At 67.3% G+C, this 17,674-nt stretch carries 20 protein-coding genes; 10 read left to right on the plus strand and 10 right to left on the minus strand.

The window, feature by feature from the left end; all coding sequences use genetic code 11:
* Positions 1–6: 6 nt before the first annotated feature.
* Positions 7–480, minus strand: coding sequence for a dUTP diphosphatase (dut, locus tag AB839_RS06535; RefSeq protein WP_061478745.1), 474 nt, complete (start codon positions 478–480; stop codon positions 7–9).
* Entirely contained in the window at positions 477–1,766 is a 1,290-nt protein-coding gene (gene coaBC / locus AB839_RS06540; protein ID WP_061478746.1) for a bifunctional phosphopantothenoylcysteine decarboxylase/phosphopantothenate--cysteine ligase CoaBC, read from the minus strand. Before coaBC ends, dut begins: the two co-directional genes overlap by 4 nt.
* A gap of 199 nt (positions 1,767–1,965) precedes the next feature.
* On the opposite strand from coaBC, the gene AB839_RS06545 reads away from it, so the two are divergent.
* The 4 genes from AB839_RS06545 to AB839_RS06560 all read left to right on the plus strand — a co-directional run bounded on the left by AB839_RS06545 (position 1,966) and on the right by AB839_RS06560 (position 6,093).
* The gene (locus AB839_RS06545) at positions 1,966–2,592 is read left to right on the plus strand and encodes a response regulator transcription factor (RefSeq protein WP_061478747.1); all 627 of its coding nucleotides are present in this window, start codon (positions 1,966–1,968) and stop codon (positions 2,590–2,592) included.
* Between the two features lie 70 nt (positions 2,593–2,662).
* Positions 2,663–3,367 carry a DNA repair protein RadC gene (radC, locus tag AB839_RS06550; protein WP_014035697.1) on the plus strand — a complete coding sequence of 235 codons (705 nt, stop codon included), beginning with the start codon at positions 2,663–2,665 and terminating at the stop codon, positions 3,365–3,367.
* 113 nt (positions 3,368–3,480) lie between these two features.
* Complete coding sequence (gene argS / locus AB839_RS06555; RefSeq protein ID WP_061478748.1) at positions 3,481–5,169, plus strand: arginine--tRNA ligase; 1,689 nt, start codon at positions 3,481–3,483, stop codon at positions 5,167–5,169.
* A 21-nt stretch (positions 5,170–5,190) separates the two neighbouring features.
* Complete coding sequence (locus AB839_RS06560; RefSeq protein ID WP_061478749.1) at positions 5,191–6,093, plus strand: SPOR domain-containing protein; 903 nt, start codon at positions 5,191–5,193, stop codon at positions 6,091–6,093.
* A 127-nt stretch (positions 6,094–6,220) separates the two neighbouring features.
* Here AB839_RS06560 and AB839_RS06565 read toward each other — a convergent pair whose 3' ends face one another.
* A complete protein-coding gene (locus AB839_RS06565; protein ID WP_061478750.1) occupies positions 6,221–6,973 on the minus strand; it encodes an SDR family NAD(P)-dependent oxidoreductase in 753 nt (250 codons plus the stop codon).
* A gap of 87 nt (positions 6,974–7,060) precedes the next feature.
* On the minus strand, positions 7,061–7,549 hold the full coding sequence (locus AB839_RS06570) for a hypothetical protein (protein WP_061478751.1): 489 nt from the start codon (positions 7,547–7,549) through the stop codon (positions 7,061–7,063).
* An 83-nt stretch (positions 7,550–7,632) separates the two neighbouring features.
* Between AB839_RS06570 and AB839_RS06575 the strand changes: the two genes are divergently transcribed.
* Entirely contained in the window at positions 7,633–8,100 is a 468-nt protein-coding gene (locus AB839_RS06575; RefSeq protein WP_061478834.1) for a DUF1456 family protein, read from the plus strand.
* On the opposite strand, the gene AB839_RS06580 is transcribed toward AB839_RS06575, so the two are convergent.
* Positions 8,069–8,956, minus strand: a complete 888-nt coding sequence (locus AB839_RS06580) for a LysR family transcriptional regulator (protein WP_061478752.1) — start codon at positions 8,954–8,956, stop codon at positions 8,069–8,071. The genes AB839_RS06575 and AB839_RS06580 overlap by 32 nt on opposite strands.
* A 50-nt stretch (positions 8,957–9,006) precedes the next feature.
* Between AB839_RS06580 and AB839_RS06585 the strand changes: the two genes are divergently transcribed.
* Positions 9,007–10,248 (plus strand): MFS transporter, encoded by a 1,242-nt coding sequence (locus AB839_RS06585; protein WP_061478753.1) that lies wholly within the window; start codon positions 9,007–9,009, stop codon positions 10,246–10,248.
* Here AB839_RS06585 and AB839_RS06590 read toward each other — a convergent pair.
* Positions 10,245–10,943 (minus strand): TorF family putative porin, encoded by a 699-nt coding sequence (locus AB839_RS06590; RefSeq protein WP_061478754.1) that lies wholly within the window; start codon positions 10,941–10,943, stop codon positions 10,245–10,247. The genes AB839_RS06585 and AB839_RS06590 overlap by 4 nt on opposite strands.
* A 178-nt stretch (positions 10,944–11,121) precedes the next feature.
* Between AB839_RS06590 and AB839_RS06595 the strand changes: the two genes are divergently transcribed.
* Positions 11,122–11,511, plus strand: coding sequence for a DUF6165 family protein (locus AB839_RS06595; RefSeq protein ID WP_080398841.1), 390 nt, complete (start codon positions 11,122–11,124; stop codon positions 11,509–11,511).
* Between the two features lie 6 nt (positions 11,512–11,517).
* On the opposite strand, the gene AB839_RS06600 is transcribed toward AB839_RS06595, so the two are convergent.
* Both AB839_RS06600 and AB839_RS06605 read right to left on the minus strand, forming a co-directional pair.
* Positions 11,518–12,195, minus strand: a complete 678-nt coding sequence (locus tag AB839_RS06600; protein ID WP_061478755.1) for a response regulator transcription factor — start codon at positions 12,193–12,195, stop codon at positions 11,518–11,520.
* Positions 12,196–12,385: 190 nt separating this feature from the next.
* Positions 12,386–12,958 (minus strand): Ax21 family protein, encoded by a 573-nt coding sequence (locus tag AB839_RS06605; RefSeq protein WP_010486919.1) that lies wholly within the window; start codon positions 12,956–12,958, stop codon positions 12,386–12,388.
* Between the two features lie 277 nt (positions 12,959–13,235).
* On the opposite strand from AB839_RS06605, the gene AB839_RS06610 reads away from it, so the two are divergent.
* Complete coding sequence (locus AB839_RS06610) at positions 13,236–13,595, plus strand: DUF1428 domain-containing protein (RefSeq protein ID WP_049455507.1); 360 nt, start codon at positions 13,236–13,238, stop codon at positions 13,593–13,595.
* Positions 13,596–13,610: 15 nt separating this feature from the next.
* Here the strand turns inward: AB839_RS06610 and AB839_RS06615 are convergent, their stop codons facing one another.
* Together AB839_RS06615 and AB839_RS06620 are read right to left on the minus strand one after the other, a co-directional pair.
* A complete protein-coding gene (locus tag AB839_RS06615; protein WP_061478756.1) occupies positions 13,611–14,303 on the minus strand; it encodes a hypothetical protein in 693 nt (230 codons plus the stop codon).
* Between the two features lie 106 nt (positions 14,304–14,409).
* Positions 14,410–15,282 (minus strand): hypothetical protein, encoded by an 873-nt coding sequence (locus AB839_RS06620; protein WP_061478757.1) that lies wholly within the window; start codon positions 15,280–15,282, stop codon positions 14,410–14,412.
* A 491-nt stretch (positions 15,283–15,773) separates the two neighbouring features.
* Between AB839_RS06620 and AB839_RS06625 the strand changes: the two genes are divergently transcribed.
* Both AB839_RS06625 and AB839_RS06630 read left to right on the plus strand, forming a co-directional pair.
* Complete coding sequence (locus AB839_RS06625; protein WP_061478758.1) at positions 15,774–17,207, plus strand: Do family serine endopeptidase; 1,434 nt, start codon at positions 15,774–15,776, stop codon at positions 17,205–17,207.
* Positions 17,208–17,308: 101 nt separating this feature from the next.
* Complete coding sequence (locus AB839_RS06630) at positions 17,309–17,674, plus strand: hypothetical protein (RefSeq protein WP_010486932.1); 366 nt, start codon at positions 17,309–17,311, stop codon at positions 17,672–17,674.

Genomic DNA, 17,674 nt, shown 5'->3' on the forward strand with positions numbered 1-17,674 from the left:
CCCCTGTCAACGCACCCCGGTATGGCCGAATCCACCCGTGCCCCGCACGCTGTCGGTGAAAGTATCCACCACCTGCAGGCTGACGCGGGCAATCGGAACCACCACCAGCTGCGCGATGCGATCGCCGGGCTCGATGGTGAAGGCCTCGCGGCCACGGTTCCAGACGCTGATCAGCAGCGGCCCCTGGTAGTCGGCATCGATCAGGCCGGTGCCATTGCCCAGCACGATGCCGTGCCGATGGCCCAGCCCCGAACGCGGCAGGATCACCGCGCACAGGTTCGGGTCGGCAATGTGGATGGCCAGGCCGCTGGGCACCAGCGCGGTGTCGCCCGGCTGCAGGGTCAGTGCGGTATCCAGCGCCGCGCGCAGGTCCATGCCGGCGCTGGCTTCGGTGGCGTAGGCCGGCAGCGGCCAGCTGTCGCCGAAGCGCGGATCGAGCAGCTTGACCTGCAGCGGTCGGGAAAGGGATGCCTGGGTCATGCCTGGAGTCTCCGCGCGATCAGCGCCAGCAGTTGTTCGGCCAGTTCGCGCTTGGAGGTGGCCGGGAATACCTGTTCACCGTCCTGCCAGAAGGCCGTGGCGGCATTGTTGTCGCTCTCGAAACCACCGCCACTGATGCCGACCTGGTTGGCGATCACCAGGTCCAGGCGCTTGTCGATCAGCTTGCCGCGTGCATATTTCTCCACGTCGTGGGTCTCGGCGGCAAAGCCGACCACCAGCTTCAGCGACTGCGTCTGCGCGGCGACTTCGGCCAGGATGTCCGGCGTGCGCACCAGCTCGATCACCAGCGACTGGCTGTCGGCGGTCTTCTTCAGCTTCTGCGCGGCGACCTGGCGCGGGGTGTAGTCGGACACTGCGGCGGCACCGATATAGATGTCGGCGGGCAGCGACTTCAGTACGGCATCGCGCATCTGCGCGGCCGAGCGCACGTCGATGCGCTGCACGCCCGGTGGCGTCGGCAGCTGGACCGGGCCGCTGACCAGCACCACGTGCGCACCCAGCGCGGCGGCGGCAGCGGCCAGGGCAAAGCCCATCTTGCCGCTGCTGCGGTTGCCGACGTAGCGCACCGGATCGATGTCTTCGTAGGTCGGGCCGGCACTGATCAGCAGGCGCAAGCCCTGCAGGGCACGGGTTTCCGGCGCGGCAACCGTCGCAGCGGTACCGCCATTGGCCACCAGCGCGGCCACGATGTCGCCCGGTTCAGCCAGCCGGCCGGGACCGGATTCACCTTCGGCCAGCGGGCCATCGACCGGGCCGATCACCTGCGCACCGCGCTGGCGCAGCAGGGCGATGTTGGCCTGGGTAGCCGGATGCAGCCACATCCGGTGGTTCATTGCCGGGCAGATCGTCAGCGGTGCGGTGCTGGCCAGGCACAGGGTGCTGACCAGGTCATCGGCATGGCCCTGGGCCAGCCGCGCCAGCAGATCGGCGGTACCCGGCGCGACCACGATGCGGTCGGCCCAGCGGGCCAGCTCGATGTGGCCCATGGCCTGCTCGGCGGCGCTGTCCCACAGCGTGGTGCGGGTCGGCTGCCCGGACAGGGCCTGGAAGCTGAGCGGAGTGACGAACTGCTGGGCACCGGCGGTCATCGCCACCTGCACCTGGGCACCGGCATCGCGCAGGCGCCGCACCAGCTCCAGGGCCTTGTAGGCCGCGATCCCGCCTCCGACGCACAACAGCAGTTTCTGGCCTTCCAGCGCGCGGGCCGGCGCGGGGGAAGCGTTGGGGGAGTCAGCCACCTGGAATTCCTGTGCAAACGAGGGCATTAGCTTACCCGATGGTCGGTAATGTCCCGGTACACGGCACACATAGCGGGCGGCTATCAGCAGATGGGACTTGCGCCACAACGCTTCCGGGGTTCAAGACACTGCGATTCGGAACTTTCCTATACCTGTTGGCCGGCCACGTTTGCAGAATCGTCAGTGGCCACCGCAGGTGTGCCGCTTCGCTTTTCGAGGATTCCGCGTGCACCCGCGCATCATCATCGCCGACGACCATCCCGTCGTCCTGCACGGCATCCGCATCGTGCTGCAGACCCATCTGATGGAGGTCGTCGGCAGCGCGCGTGACGGCGCCCAGCTGCTGCAGCTGGTCGAGCACCACGGCTGCGACGCGGTGCTGACCGACCTCTCCATGCCGGGCACCGGCCCGGATGGCCCGGAACTGATCGCTGAGCTGCGCGCACGCCACCCGGGCATGCCCGTGGTGGTGCTTACCGGCGCCCGTCACCCCGGCCTGCTCGATGGCCTGCTGCGTGAAGGTGTCAGTGGCCTGGTCGACAAGTGCGCCGATTTCGGCGAGTTGCCGCAGGCCCTGAACGCGGCCATGGCCGGGCAGGTGTTCGTCTCGCAGCAGCTGCGCGACCACCTGCAGGCGCGCGACCTGATGTTCGCGCGTGAGCCGGCGGCGCTGTCGGCCCGCGAACAGGAAGTGCTGGACCTGTTGGCCGCCGGGCTGAAAGTGAACGCCATCGCCGTCCACTGCGGCCGCAGCCCGAAAACGATCAGCCGGCAGAAGGCCGAAGCCAAGCGCAAGCTGGGGCTGCAGAACAACCAGGAGCTGTTCGCCTATCTGCAGTCGCGACGCGACTGAGGCAACAGCCTACCCGGGCGTGCGCCCTGCCCTGATGGGACGCATCACCCGCGCTGGCGATGATGCAGGCATGCCCATCCATGACTGGCCCGAGCAGGAACGTCCCCGCGAGAAGCTGATCGCCCGCGGCCCCGCCACGTTGTCCGACGCAGAGCTGCTGGCGCTGTTTCTCGGCTCCGGCTTCGGTGGACGCGACGCGGTGCAGACCGCCCGCGACCTGCTGCAGGCGCATGGCCCCCTGCGCGTGCTGCTGGACCGCCCGGCCCGCGAGCTGGCCCGGTTGCCGGGGCTGGGGCCGGCACGAAGCTGTGCACTGGCCGCCGGCCTGGAACTGGCCCATCGCTACCTGGCCGCCGAGCTTCAGCAGGGCGAGGCGGTCGGCAACAACCCGGCCGCGGTCGGCCGCTACCTGCAGCACCGCCTGCGCGGCCAGGCCCGCGAGATCTTCATGGCGCTGTTCCTGGACAACCGCCACCGGCTGATCGCCTGCGAGGAACTGTTCCAGGGCACCATCAATGCCGCCCCGGTCTACCCCCGCGAGGTGGTGCGGCGAGCCCTGCTGCACAACGCGGCAGCGGTGATCCTCAGCCACAACCACCCCTCCGGCGACCCGGAACCCTCCGGCGCCGATACCCGGATCACCGATGAACTGCAGCAGGCGCTGGCACTGGTGGACGTACGCCTGCTGGACCACTTCGTGGTCGGCGAAGGCCGCCCCGTTTCGTTTGCTGAACGAGGCCTGCTGTCCCCGCCCCAGCCACGCCTGTTCGGCTGAGCGGGCCTGACCAGGGCCGGGCAGGAACCCCCGCAGGCATGTTCTGGTCAGCGTGGGCGCGGGCATCTGCGCTAAAATGGGCGATTCCGCCGCTCATTCTCACAGCAGGCCTCGTGAAAAATCTCCTCCGCGCCCTGATCAGCCAAGGCATCGAAGCCTTGCGCGCCAATGGCACCCTGCCCGCCGACTCCCTGCCGCCGGACTTCGTGGTCGAGCGCCCGAAGACCCGTGACCATGGCGACTTCGCCACCAACGCCGCGATGCTGCTGGCCAAGGCCGCGCGCAGCAATCCGCGCGCACTGGCTCAGGCGCTGGTCGAGGCGCTGCCGCGCAGCGAGGACGTCAGCAAGGTCGAGATCGCCGGCCCCGGCTTCATCAACTTCCACCTGGCTCCGGCTGCGTACCAGCGCGAAGCCGCGTCGGTCATCAAGGAAGCCCACGACTACGGCCGCAACCTGTCCGGCAACGGCCGCACGGTGGGCGTGGAGTACGTGTCGGCCAACCCGACCGGCCCGCTGCATGTCGGCCATGGCCGCGCGGCGGCGATCGGCGACTGCGTGGCCCGCGTGCTCGATGCCAACGGCTGGAACGCCAAGCGCGAGTTCTACTACAACGACGCCGGCGTGCAGATCGAGAACCTAGCGCTGTCGGTGCAGGCCCGCGTGAAGGGCATTGCGCCGGACCAGGACGGCTGGCCGGAAGGCGGCTACCGCGGCGAATACATCGCCGATGTTGCCCGCGCCTACATGGCCGGCGCCAGCGTTGACCTGGAAGGCACGCTGGTGGTCGGCGCCAAGGACCCGGACGACATGCAGGCGATCCGTCGCTTCGCCGTGGCCTACCTGCGCAACGAGCAGAACCTGGACCTGGCCGCCTTCGGCGTCGACTTCGACATCTACTTCCTGGAAAGCTCGCTGTACGCCGATGGCAAGGTCGCCGAGGCCGTGGCCAAGCTGCAGGCCTCCGGGCACACCTACGAGGAAGGCGGCGCGCTGTGGCTGCGCAGCACCGATTTCGGTGACGACAAGGACCGCGTGATGCGCAAGTCCGACGGCACCTTCACCTACTTCGTACCGGACGTGGCCTACCACCTGTCCAAGTGGCAGCGCGGCTACGAGCGCGCGATCACCGAACTGGGCGCCGACCACCACGGCTCGCTGGCGCGCGTGCGCGCCGGCCTGCAGGCGCTGGAAGTGGGCATCCCGCAGGGCTGGCCGGAATACGTGCTGCACCAGATGGTCACCGTCATGCGCGGCGGCGAGGAAGTGAAGCTGTCCAAGCGTGCCGGCAGCTATTTCACCCTGCGCGACCTGATCGACGAGGCCGGCCGCGATGCGACCCGCTGGTTCCTGATCGCGCGCAAGCCCGATTCGCAACTGACCTTCGACATCGACCTGGCCCGCCAGCAGAGCAACGACAATCCGGTGTTCTACGTGCAGTACGCGCACGCCCGCGTCTGCAGCCTGCTGCGCCAGGCCCAGGAAAAGGGCCTGGTGTACGAGCAGGGCAATGGCCTGGCCAATCTGGGCCGCCTGGCCGACGATGCCTCGCTGGGGCTGATGAACGAGATCTCGCGGTATCCGGAAGTGGTGGAAGCGGCCGGCGTGGCGCTGGAGCCGCACCTGGTGGCGCAGTACCTGCGTGAATTGGCGCATGCCTTCCACACGTGGTATCACGGGACGCCGGTGCTGGTGGACGACGCCACCGATCGCAACGCCAAGCTGACCCTGGCCTGCGCGGCGCGCCAGGTGCTGGCCAACGGCCTCGAACTCCTGGGCGTGAGTGCCCCGGAAAAAATGTAAGCATCAGGAGACGCAGTACACATGGCAGCACGACGCGGCAAAACCCAGGCACGACGCAACAGCAGCAGCCAGGGCACCCCCGGATGGGTGTGGCTGGTGGCCGGTGTGGCGATCGCCGCCGTGGTGTTCCTGGCGGCGCCGAACCTGTTCAAGGGCGAAGGCGATGGCTTCCTGCGTGCCGGTCCGCAGCCGAACCCGAATGCGCAGCCGGCCCCGGTCGCTGATGCCGACAGCGATGTCGGCAGCCAGCCGGCCGCGCAGCCGGCCACGCCGAAGCCGGCCGAACCGGAGAAGCCCGCCGCGACGCAGTACGACTTCTACACCCTGCTGCCAGGCAAGGAAGTGGAAATGTCCGACGCCGAACTGGCCGCCAGCGCGCGTGCCGAAGACCAGCGCCGGGCCAAGGCCGAAGCGCAGCGCGCGCAGGCGGCTTTGGAAGGCAAGCCGGTTCCGGCCGCCGCCGCTGCACCGGCACCGACAGCAACCGCCAGCGTGGCCAGCACCGCACCGGTAACCGCCACCAGCCGTCCGCTGCCGGCACCGCTGAGCGAACGCCCGGCAGCGGCAACGCCTCCGGCCAGCACGCCGACGGCGTCGACCAGCAGCGCCGCCGCCACTCCGGCAGCGCGCGCGGAAACCCCGCCGACCGCGGCCAGTACCCCGGCCGCTGCTGCACCGGCCGCCGCCGACAACGCCCGCTACATCCTGCAGGCGGGTGCGTTCGGTGCCTCCGGCGATGCCGAAGCGACCAAGGCCAAGCTGGCCATGATGGGCCTGGCGGCACGCGTGGAGTCGGCGCAGATCAACGGCAAGACCGTGTACCGCGTGCGCATGGGCCCGTATGGCAGTGCCGGCGAGTTGTCCGAAGCCAAGCAGAAGCTGGATGGCACCGGCCTGCAGGCGATGGCGATCAAGGCGCAGTAAGCCTGTCGATGTGAATGAAAAAGCCGGGCAGTGCCCGGCTTTTTCGTTTCTGTGGAGTCGAGCCATGCTCGGCTGAATCCAGACGAAGCCGAGCATAGGCTCGGCTCTACAGGACCCGCGAAGCAGGTCAGCCTTCGCGGGCCACCTGGAAGCCGGCAAACGACTGGCTGACCGGCATCAGTTCAAGGCGATTGATGTTCAGGTGCGGCGGCAGGCTGGCTACCCAGAAGATCTGCTCGGCGATGTCTTCGGCGGTCATCGGGTTGGCGCCGCTGTACAGCTTGTCCGAGGCGTTCTGGTCGCCATGGGTGCGTACCACGGTGAATTCGGTTTCGGCCATGCCCGGCTCGATCGTGGTCACGCGCACGCCGGTGCCGTGCAGGTCCGAACGCAGGCCCAGCGAGAACTGGCTGACGAAAGCCTTGGTGCCACCGTAGGCGTTGCCACCCGGGTACGGGTAGACGCCGGCCACCGACGAGATGTTGATGATCGCGCCCTTGCGCTCCACCAGCTGCGGCAGCAGGCGATGGGTCAGGGTCACCAGCGCGGTGATGTTGGTGTCGATCATCGTGGTCCAGTCCGACAGCGTGGCGCTCTGTGCCGGCGCGGTGCCCTGCGCCAGGCCGGCGTTGTTGACCAGCAGGTCGATCTCGCCAAAGGCCGGCGGCAGCGCCAGCAGGGCCGCCTCCATCGCCACCGCATCGCGGATGTCGAAGGCGGCGGCGTGCACCACGTCCTCGCCGTAGCGCTCGACCAGCGGCTGCAGGCGTTCGCTGCGGCGGCCCGTGGCGATCACTTTCCAACCGGCCTGGGCGAAGCGGTGGACGGCGGCGGCGCCGAAGCCGGACGTGGCGCCGGTAATCAGGACAGTGCGGGTCATCAGGCAACTCCAGGGGGAAAAACCGGACGCCCATTCTGGCATTCCCGGCCCGTCCTGAGTTGCCCGCCGTCCAGTCGTCCCCCCGGCTCAACGCACGCGAAACACTCTGGCCTTGGGCAGGTCTTCGTCGACCTGCAGGAACCAGCGCCCGGCAATTCCTGGAACAACGGCGATCTGCGGCGACTGCAACACCGTGCGCAGTTTCATCTGTCCCTTCATCACCTGCCATTGCTGGCCGTTATCAAGGGTGAACAGCGTGCCGGGCTGCCAGCCTGCGACCTCTCCGACCACACGGGCACTGACCGGTTCGTCATCCAGGCCCAGATGCATTGCTGCCGGTGCCGGCACATTGGCAGGCAGCGGCGCAGCGACCGGGGCCACCGCTGCCGTCGACGCGGCGGCCGTGCTCTCCGCCTCGCGCAGTACCCGGTTCAACGCCTGCAACTGCGCTGGACTGAGCCCGACCTCGGCCAGTTGGGATGCACTGAGGCGCCGCTCGACGGGTACGAAGCGGTCCTGGGCGAAGGCAGCGAAGCTGCCGGCGAGCAGTAGTGCGGAAAACAGATACCGGCGCATGCAAGGGTCCCAGCGAACGAGTGCTCACGATGCTGCAGTTCGATGACAGTCCGGTGACACGCCAGGGGCCGGTACAATGGGCCATGATCAACAATGATGTCCTGCGCAGCGTGCGCTATTCCCTGGACCTGGGTGACCAGCACGTGGTCGCCCTGTGCCAGATGGCCGACCCGGCCTTTGCCGTGGATACCGGGCAGGTGAAGGCCTGGCTGCGCCGCGAGGACGAACCCGGTTTCGAGGCGATGAACGACAGCGCGCTGGCGCACTTCCTCGATGGCCTGATCGTGCACCTGCGTGGCCGCGATGAGAGCCAGCCGCAGCGCGCAGTGGAAACCCGCATCGACAACAACCTGGTGCTGAAGAAGCTGCGCGTGGCGTTCCAGCTGCGCGACGTGGACCTGATGGAGATCTTTGCCAGCGCAGGTTTCAATGTCTCCAAGTCGGAAGTGGGCGCGCTGTTCCGTCAACCCGGGCACGCCAATTACCGGCGTTGCCTGGACCAGATGCTGCGCAACTTCCTCAAGGGCCTGAGCCTGCGCCTGCGCGGCTGAGCACGGCGTCGACGAACGCCCGCGCCGCTGGTGTCGGCAGGCGCTGCCAGACCAGGTGCACGCGCCGGGTCGGGGTCGGCTGCAGCGGAATCTGCACCACACCCTGGAACCCATCGGCGATCAATGCCGGCACGATGCCGACCGCCAACCCATGGCGGACGAAGCGCTCGACCAGTTCCATCAGGTTGACCTCGAAACGGACCGTGTGCGGCAGTCCGGCTGCGGCAAAAGCATCATCGGTCTGCCGGCGTGCACCGGTGCCGCGCGGGAAGTCGACCAGTGCTTCATCCTGCAGTGCGGCCAATGGCAGCCGCTTGCGTCCGGCCAGCCGGTGCGATGGCGCCAGTACCGCTACCAGATCCTCCTCCCGCAGCACCTGATGGCAGACACCGTCCAGCGCTGCCGAAGGCGCCAGGCCGACCAGTGCCACATCCAGCGCGCGCGACTGTACCTGCGCGATCAGGTCCTCGCTCTTGTCCACGCGCAACTGGAACTCCACCTGCGGGTGCACGCGCTGGAAGGCCGCCAGCATCGCCACAACGTCGATTCCGGTCAGCGAGGAAATCTGCCCGATGGCCAGCAACCCACGCACTTCGCCACTGACGGCGGCCACGTCGGCGCGCAGGTGGCGCAGGCTGGCCAGCACCTGGCGTGCGTGCACCAGCAACGCCTCGCCGGCGGCGGTGGCCCGCACCTGGCGCGGCAGGCGCTCGAACAGCGTGGCACCCAGTTCCTGTTCCAGGAGGGCGATCTGGTGGCTGAGCGCAGACTGCACCACGTGGCAGCGCTCGGCGGCACGGGTGAAATTGCTTTCTTCGGCCAGCGCCACGGCGAACTCGAGCTGCTTGAGGTTCATACAACTATCTTGTTTCCAGATGGCATGGATGATGATGATTCATTTCCATCATGCTCGCAGCAGGCGGACACTGTGCCCCCCGCTTCCTGGAACATCGCGTGAGCCCGTCCCTTCCCCCTCTGCACCGTTGGCAGGTGCTGCTGATGTCGGTCGCCACCGGCGTGGCCGTGGCCAGCAACTACTATGCGCAACCGCTGCTGCACACCATCGCCGACGCCTTCGGCGTGCCGTTCGGCCAGGTCGGCATGGTGGTTACCGTTGCGCAGCTGAGCTATGCCGCCGGCTTGATCCTGCTGGTGCCGCTGGGTGACCTGTTCGAACGCCGCCGCCTGATCGTGGTGATGAGCCTGCTGTCGGCGGGCGGACTGGTGATCAGTGCCTGCGCACCGTCGCTGACCTGGTTGCTGGTGGGCACTGCGATCACCGGCCTGTTTTCGGTGGTGGCCCAGGTACTGGTGCCGTTCGCCGCCACGCTGGCCGCGCCGGAACACCGCGGCCGCGTGGTCGGAACATTGATGAGTGGCCTGCTGCTGGGCATCCTGCTGGCGCGTACCGTGGCCGGCCTGCTTTCCAGCCTGGGCGACTGGCGCCTGGTGTATGCGATCGCCGCTGCCACCCTAGTGCTGACCGCACTGGCATTGCAGCGCGGCCTGCCGCGATTCCACCACAGCGCCGGCCTTGGCTATTTCGCATTGCTGCGCTCGATCGGCGTGCTGTTCGTGCAGGAACCGGTGCTGCGCCAGCGCACGCTGCTGGGCGCCTGCAGCTTCGCCATGTTCGCGATCTTCTGGACCCCGCTCGCGTTCCTGCTGGCACAGCCGCCGTATGCCTACAGCGACGCCACCATCGGCCTGTTCGGACTGGTCGGCGCCGCCGGCACGCTGGCGGCTGGCCTGGCCGGCCGCATGTCCGACCGCGGGCAGACCGGCCGCGCCACCGCCATCGCGCTGGTGCTGTTGCTGCTCTCGTGGCTGCCGCTGGGGCTGTCGGCACACTCGCTGCTGGCGCTGCTGGTCGGCGTGGTGGTGCTGGACCTGGCCGCGCAGCTGCTGCACGTCAGCAACCAGAACCTGATCTATGCGTTGCAGCCTGCGGCACGCAACCGGCTCAATGCCGGCTACATGACCGGCTACTTCATCGGCGGCTCGCTGGGCTCGCTGCTGTCGGCGCAGGTCTATCCGCGTTTCGGCTGGAGCGGGGTGTGCGTGGTCGGTGCCGCCGTGGCCGTGCTGGCGCTGCTGCTGTGGCTGCCCGGCGCGCTGCGCGCGCGCCAGGCGTCGCTGGCCGACTAGAAGCTGCCCTGCAGCGCCAGCTCCCATCGCCCACCGGCGTTGCCGGGGAACAGGCGCTTGGCTGCGTTGTCCGTGTCATGCACGGTGGCGCGCAGTTCCCATGCCGGGGTAAGCGAGGCGATGGCACTGAGCTGCCCATGCAGGTAGTCCGGGCCCTGCGCGGTGGCCAGCCAGTACTGGCCCACCGCTGCTTCCAGGCGGAGGCGTTCGTGCAACGGCACACGCACACCCAGCTGGGCATAGGTACCGCGATGGCCACCGGCCAATGCATCGCTGGAATACGCGACCTGCAACCAGGCGCGCTGCTTCCAGGTCACGGTGGTATTGAGTTCGGTCCAGTCCAGCACGCGGCCGGTGCCCGGGTACAGGTAGCGGGTCAGGTTGGCATCCAGTGTCCAGTCCGGGGCCAATGCGCCGGACCAGCCTGCCACCAGGTCGAACTCGCTGCGCGCGCCATTGTCCGGTTTGAACGAAACGTTCGAACCCCACACGCTGGCGTACCATCCCGACGGGATCGAGACCTTCGCGCCGGCCTGCACCGCCGGGTCGCCATCGCTCTGCGAGCTGCCACGCCACACGTAGTCGCTGGTCAATGCGGCACTGCCACTGGCCTGCACCTGTGCCTGCGCGCTGCCGATCCCGAGCAGCCCTACCAGGGCGGCCACCAGCGCCGCCATCATCCCCTTGCTGTTCACTGCACTGTGTTCCTCGTCGAAGGCGGTCGCGCCGCCGGGAACGCAGTGTCGAGGCGGTGGCCGTAACGGATCGAGGGTGCTGCTGGGCCCGTGGCGCAAATTCGGCGTAAATCCCGTGGATCGGAGCCACATGCCAGCAGCGCGGTATCATGGCGCCCTGTTTCCAGGAACCAACCGCGTGGACGCCATCCTGACCCCGGTATCGATCGGCGAGCTGATCGACAAGATCACCATCCTCGAGATCAAGGCCGAGCGCATCGACGATGCGGCCAAGCTGAGCAACGTGCGAACCGAGCTGGACGGCCTGCTGCCGTTGCTGCAGCAGCAGCTGCAGGCGCAGCCGGCCCTGGCCGCGCTGAAGCAGCAGCTGAAGGCGATCAACGAGCGCATGTGGGACATCCAGGACCAGCTGCGCGACAAGGAAGCGGCCCAGGTGTTCGACGATGCATTCATCCAGCTGGCACGCGGTGTCTATGGCACCAATGGCGAGCGCGTGCAGGTGAAGAACGAGATCAACCGCGTGGCCGGTTCGGCCCTGGTGGAAGAAAAGCAGTACCAGGGCGAATAAGCCGGCTTATCCGCATTCGAGCAGGTGCCGGATGCGGAACAGCTCACCATCGCTGTGGATGCCCAGCTTCTGGTAGGCCGTCCGCTTCTGCGTGCTGACCGTGCTGGCTGTGCGCCCGAAGTGCCGCGCCACCTCCCCGGTGGTGCAGCCCTGCAGGACCAGCCGGAGCACCTCGCGCTCGCGTCGGCTCAAGGGCGTGAGCACCGGCGCCTGTGTGCGCCGCATGCGCGATCGGCTCAACTGCGTGCGCAACTCCGGGGGCACGAAGCGGCCGCCACGCGCCAGTACGTCAACTGCGCGCCGCAGCATCTCCGGCGTGGTCCCCTTGGACAGAAAGCCGCGCGCGCCGGCCTGCATCGCCATGGTGACCGTGCTGGCATTGCAGTGCGCAGACAGCACCAGCACCGGCAGCAGCGGCCAGCGCCGCGACAACAGCCGCAACAGGGCCAGGCCTTGTTCGGGTCCGCACGGCGCCAGCAGGTCGATCAGCAACAGGTCGATGCCATCCGGCTGGCGCTGCAGCAGATCGAGCAGATCACCTTCGCGGGTGAAGCTGCCACAGACCTGCACGCCACCGTGCTGGCAAAGCACCACCTCCACCCCCAGGCGCAGCACGGGATGCGGCGCCAGCATTGCCAGGCGGCGAGGCCGATCGAGGGGCAGAGCGGGAACGGCAGGCGGCATCACATGGATCCGACGGTACGAAGTGCCCACCGTAGGCCCGCGCGGGGAGCAGCGGAATCCAATTTATTGCAACGCAGCAGCGGCCCCGGAACATGCTCAGCTGCGGTTTCGGGTCGTCACAACGCAACAGGCCCGGCATGCGCCGGGCCTGTCGAGGCATCTTCAGCGCGCAGGCGCGCCGAGGAAGCTATTACCAGCTGAAACGCGGGCCGACGGTGTATTCCTTGTCGCCGTCGCGGTTCATCTTCAGCTCGCCATTGATGCCCCAGTTCTGGTTCAGCTTGACCTGGCCACCCAGGCGACCGTACCACTGGCCTTCCGGATTGATGCCGTGCTTCTTCGAGAAATCTTCGTAGCCGACCATGCCGTAGACTTCGGCGTGGGCACCGAAGGCGGTGCGGATACCCGCTTCAGCGCTGTAGCCGTTGAAGTCCAGGCCGTGCTTCTGGTCGCGCTTCTGGTAAGCAACGCGGGCAACGAAGTCGGTGGTCGGGGCGATTTCAACGTTGTAGCCGGCGCCGATCTTCCACTGGTCCAGCTTGATGTTGGTGTGGTCGATTTCCTGGCGGCTGTACTCACCGAAAGCGTGGAAGTTCGGCAGGAAGCCGTACGAACCCTTCACGCCCCAGCCGTCGGCCTTGAACGCGTCGATGTCGGTCTTGGCGTAGTCGGCTTCGGCGTAGTTGTACGACAGGTTCTCAGCAGCCGAGGCGGTGAACGGCAGGGCAGCGGCCAGGGCCAGAGCAATCAGCGAATTCTTCATGGGGGTACACCTTTTACTTTCTTATGGTGTGCAGCAGCGCCAAGGCGCCATCGCATCGGGAATGTAAATTCTCCGTTATTCGCCACAACGCTCCCTGAAAACAGCGTTCTTCGCATTGCTGAATTTTTTGGCTTGATTCAGGCTGTCTCTGGCATACGCGCGCGGCGCGCGTGCATTTTCAGGTTTCTTCACGATCCACCGCTGTCGATCCCCGATCCCCTGGTTCGTCGGGTACTTGAAGGCCGTGCATGCGGCACGGTCCATCCGGAGGCAGGCTATGAGCTACATCGATGGTTTCGTCCTGGCGGTGCCCACCGCCAACAAGGAGAAGTTCCTCGCCCACGCACGCACAGGAGATCCCGTTTTCATCGAATACGGCGCGCTGCGCGTGGTCGAGTGCTGGGGCGATGACGTGCCGCACGGCAAGACCACCGACTTCTTCGGCGCAGTGAAAGCCACGCCGGACGAGACGGTGGTGTTTTCCTGGATCGAATGGCCGGACAAGCCGACCCGCGACGCCGGCATGAAGAAGATGATGGAAGACCCGCGGTTTGATCCTGCGAAGAATCCGATGCCGTTCGACGGCGCGCGGATGATCTACGGCGGCTTCGTGCCGCTCTACGAGCTGACGCGCTGAACCGGGCGGACGTGCTCAGCGCGCGTCCGTTTCATCGCTGGCAGACGCATGGCCGGCGCCCAGAGCGGCGCCGGCGCCGAGGCCGACACCCCCCATGCCAGCGCCCATTCCGCCACCGCCACCTCCTCCACCCGCACGACCGCCCTTGGCATCGCCCTCGTTGCGGCCCTTGCCGCCGCCACTGGCGGCACCCGGCCGGGTCGGCCCCTGCGGCGGTATCTGCAGGTCGGCCGGAATCGGCGCCAGATCCAGCGCTTCGCGCACGAAGTCGCGCAGCGAGACCACCAGTTCGTGGGTATGTACCGGCCGCCCCTGTGCCAGTTCATTGGCGGCACGCGCGGCCAGCCGCACCTGTTCGTCGGTGCCCAGCAACAGGATGTCCGAGAGCGCGGCCTCGACCGCATCGCGGATGCGGCGCGTTCGATCCGAACGCGGTTCGGCGATGCCTTCGGCCGCTTCGCGCTGGCGCAGATCGCGGCGATGGCTAGGATCCACGCCCAGTTCACCAGTGAATGAACCGCCCAGGGTCTTGTAGGCCGCCATCAGTGTGCGCAGCCGCTCGTTGATCTGCCGGTTCTCGCGCTCGCGACGCTGCTGCAGGGTCTGCATCACCAGCAAGCGGATGCCCACGCCCAGCAGGGTGATCAGGACCAGGCCGGCCAACGTGGACAGCACGCCCTGCCAGGAACTGAAATCGATACCGCGCATGCTGGGGCTCCGGCGGGAAGAATCTGCATCTTGCCCCAGACCGCGCCCCGAAAACGCGAAAGGCCCCACCACCCGGTGGGCGGCAGGGCCTTCGGTCACGGCGCAATTACTTGCGCTTGGCGACCTTGCGCACGGCCTTGGCCGGGGCCTTCTTGGCCGGAGCCTTCTTGGCGGCGACCTTCTTCAGCGGTGCAGCCTTCTTGGCGACGACCTTCTTGGTCGCAGCGACCTTCTTGCCGACAGTCTTCTTGGCAGCAGTGGTCTTCCTGGCAACGGCCTTCTTGGCGACGGCAGCCTTCTTGCCCACAACCTTCTTGGCGGCAGCGGTCTTCCTGGTGGCGACCTTCCTGGTGGCGGCAGCCTTCTTGCCGACAACCTTCTTCGCAGCCACAGCCTTCTTGCCAGCGACCTTCTTGGCGGCGACGGTCTTCTTGGCCACAGCCTTCTTGGTGGTGGCGACCTTCTTGCCAACCACCTTCTTGGCGGCCGCGGTCTTCTTGGCAACGGTCTTCTTCGCGACAGCAGCCTTCTTGGTGGCGGCCTTCTTCACGGTGGCGACCTTCTTGCCGGCAGCCTTGGTGGCGGCCTTGGTGGTCTTCTTGGCAGCGGCGGCCTTCTTGGTCACGGCCTTGCCCGCAGCCGCCTTCTTCTTCGCCACTTCCTTCTTCAGGGCAGCAGCTTCGGCCTTGGCGTTCTTCTTGGCCGCTTCCAGCTTCTTCCTGGCGTTGGCAACCGTCTTGCCGACCGACTTGGCAGCCTTCTCGGCCTTCTTGGCAACGGTCTTCTCGACCTTGGCCACGGCCTTCTTGGCCTTGGCAACGCGGGTACCGGCAGCCTTGGTGGCGCGCTTGACGGTCTTCTTGACCGACTTCACTGCGTCTTCGGCAGCGTGGGCGATGGTCTCGCCAACGTTGGTGGCGGTTTCTTTGACGTTCTCGACAGCGTCGGTCACGACCGACACACCATTACCGTTGCTCATGTTGCCCTCCTGCGGGCCTTAAGTATCAAAACGGGGCGATGCTATACCGACATTGACGATCGTGGAACGGGGCATGTGCCAGCAATCGCATCTGTTGCGACGCCGATGGTGTACGCAGCAGCCCCTGTTGCCACCTTCGGTTCGCAGCAAACCCCTTTTTTTCAGTGCTGCGCTACGCGAACCCAGCATCGTCTGACCGTCGTCGCGCGCACGTGCACGGAGGCAGCGTCCGGCATCCGTCGTGGCGCATTGCGGCACCCGCCTGCGCGGAACTGCGCACGTATCCGCCTGTGCCAGTGCGGCGCGCGTTGGCCTTGAGTGGCGCACCCATCACCTGCCCGGGTGTCGCCACAACCGCGTTCTGGCCCCTGCGCCCCCCCCCTTCGAGGCACCCGTTTTCATGGCGCATTTATCCAGATCGCGACACACTCATTCAGCTTGTTCTACCGTAGGGCCGTACCGCCCCCACCCACGCCAGCGAACCGACTCCCATGCGACCGCTTCCTACCCTGCTCACGCTCGCAATCGCCGCCGCCTTCGGTGGCTTCGTTGCCACCGGCATCAATGCCCACATGGACAACCGTGCCGACGCCGCGCCGCTGCCGGCGGTGTTGCCGACCACGGCGGCCTTGCCGGCTTCGGTGGCCGGTCAGGCGGTACCGTCGCTGGCACCGATGCTGGAAAAGGCAATGCCGGCGGTGGTCAGTGTCAATACCAAGCAAGTGGTGCGCGTGCGCAACCCCTTCTTCAACGACCCGTTCTTCCGCCGCCTGTTCCCGGACATCCCGCAGGAACGCATCAACGAATCGCTGGGCTCGGGCGTGATCATCGACGCCAAGGAAGGCCTGGTACTGACCAATCACCATGTCATCGACAACGCCGATGACGTACAGGTGACACTGGCCGACGGGCGCACGGTCAAGGCCGAATTCCTCGGTTCGGACCGCGATACCGACATCGCGCTGATCCGCATTCCGGCGCAGAACCTGACCGACATCAAGCTCGGCAACAGCGACCAGCTGCGCGTAGGCGACTTCGTGGTGGCCATCGGCAACCCGTTCGGCTTCAGCCAGACGGTCACGTCCGGCATCGTCTCGGCGGTGGGCCGCAGCGGCATCCGCGGGCTGGGCTACCAGAACTTCATCCAGACCGATGCGTCGATCAATCCGGGCAACTCCGGTGGCGCGCTGGTCGACCTGCAGGGCCAGCTGATCGGCATCAATACCGCCAGCTTCAACCCGCAGGGCAGCATGGCCGGCAACATCGGCCTGGGCCTGGCGATTCCTTCCAACCTGGCGCGCAGCGTGGTCGACCAGCTGGTCAAGCACGGCGTGGTGGTGCGCGGCACGCTGGGCGTGGAAAGCCAGAACCTGACCGCGCAGATCGCGCAGGGCCTGGGCCTGGGCGAAACCCGCGGTGCGCTGATCACCCGCGTGCTGGCCGGTTCGGCCGCCGCCGCAGCCGGGCTGAAGCCGGGCGACGTGGTGGTGTCGGCCAACGGCCAGCGCGTGGACAGCGCCGAGGCCCTGCACAACGTGGAAGGCCTGGCGGCCGTCGGCAGCGCGATGACGCTGGACGTACGCCGCGAAGGCAAGCCACTGCAGATCAAGGCGACGCTGAAGGAACAGGCGCGCGCGGTCACCGGTGAGAGCCTGGACCCGCGCCTGACCGGTGCGACCTTCGTCGACCTGCCCGAGTCACTGCGGCAGTCGGGGGTCGGCGGCGTGCTGGTCAGCGAGGTCAAGCGCGGCAGCCGCGCCGCCAGCAACGGCCTGCAGCAGGGCGACATCATCACCGACGCCACCGTGGGCGAATTCGCCGACCTGGCCAGCTGGCGTGCCAATTTCCAGCAGCGCCCGCCGACCCTGGTGGTGCGCGTGCTGCGCAACAATGGCCAGCAGCAGGGCCAGCTCGTGATGCGCTGATCGCCCTGCCGTAACACCCCCTATACCCCGGCAATGCTATTGCTGTCCGTCCAGGTCGGCACCGCCGACACCCGTTCCCCCATCGCAACAGGAGTGATTCGATGAGCCCCACCAATACCGAGAACCTGAAGGAACACCTGGGTGAAGCCGGTTCCCACCTGAAGCAGGCCGCCAGCGCCGCCGGCGGTGCGATCAAGGGCGCCACCGGTGCCGCCACCGACGAACTGCGCATCGGCAAGGCCAACGTCAAGGCTGAACTGTCCGATAGCGCGCTGTCCGGCCTGGCCGCTGCCGAGTTTGGTGGTGCCGCCGCCAAGGAACAGGTCGATGCACTGATGGACAAGGGCAAGGACCTGATCGACAGCGCCGCCGAGTTGATCCGTGAGCGTCCGCTGGCCTCGTTCGGCGTGGCCTTCGCTGCCGGCTGGATCATCGCCAAGCTGGCCCGCGGCAGCAGCGACAAGTAA

Source organism: Stenotrophomonas sp. DDT-1, assembly GCF_001580555.1.
Lineage (GTDB): Bacteria > Pseudomonadota > Gammaproteobacteria > Xanthomonadales > Xanthomonadaceae > Stenotrophomonas > Stenotrophomonas sepilia.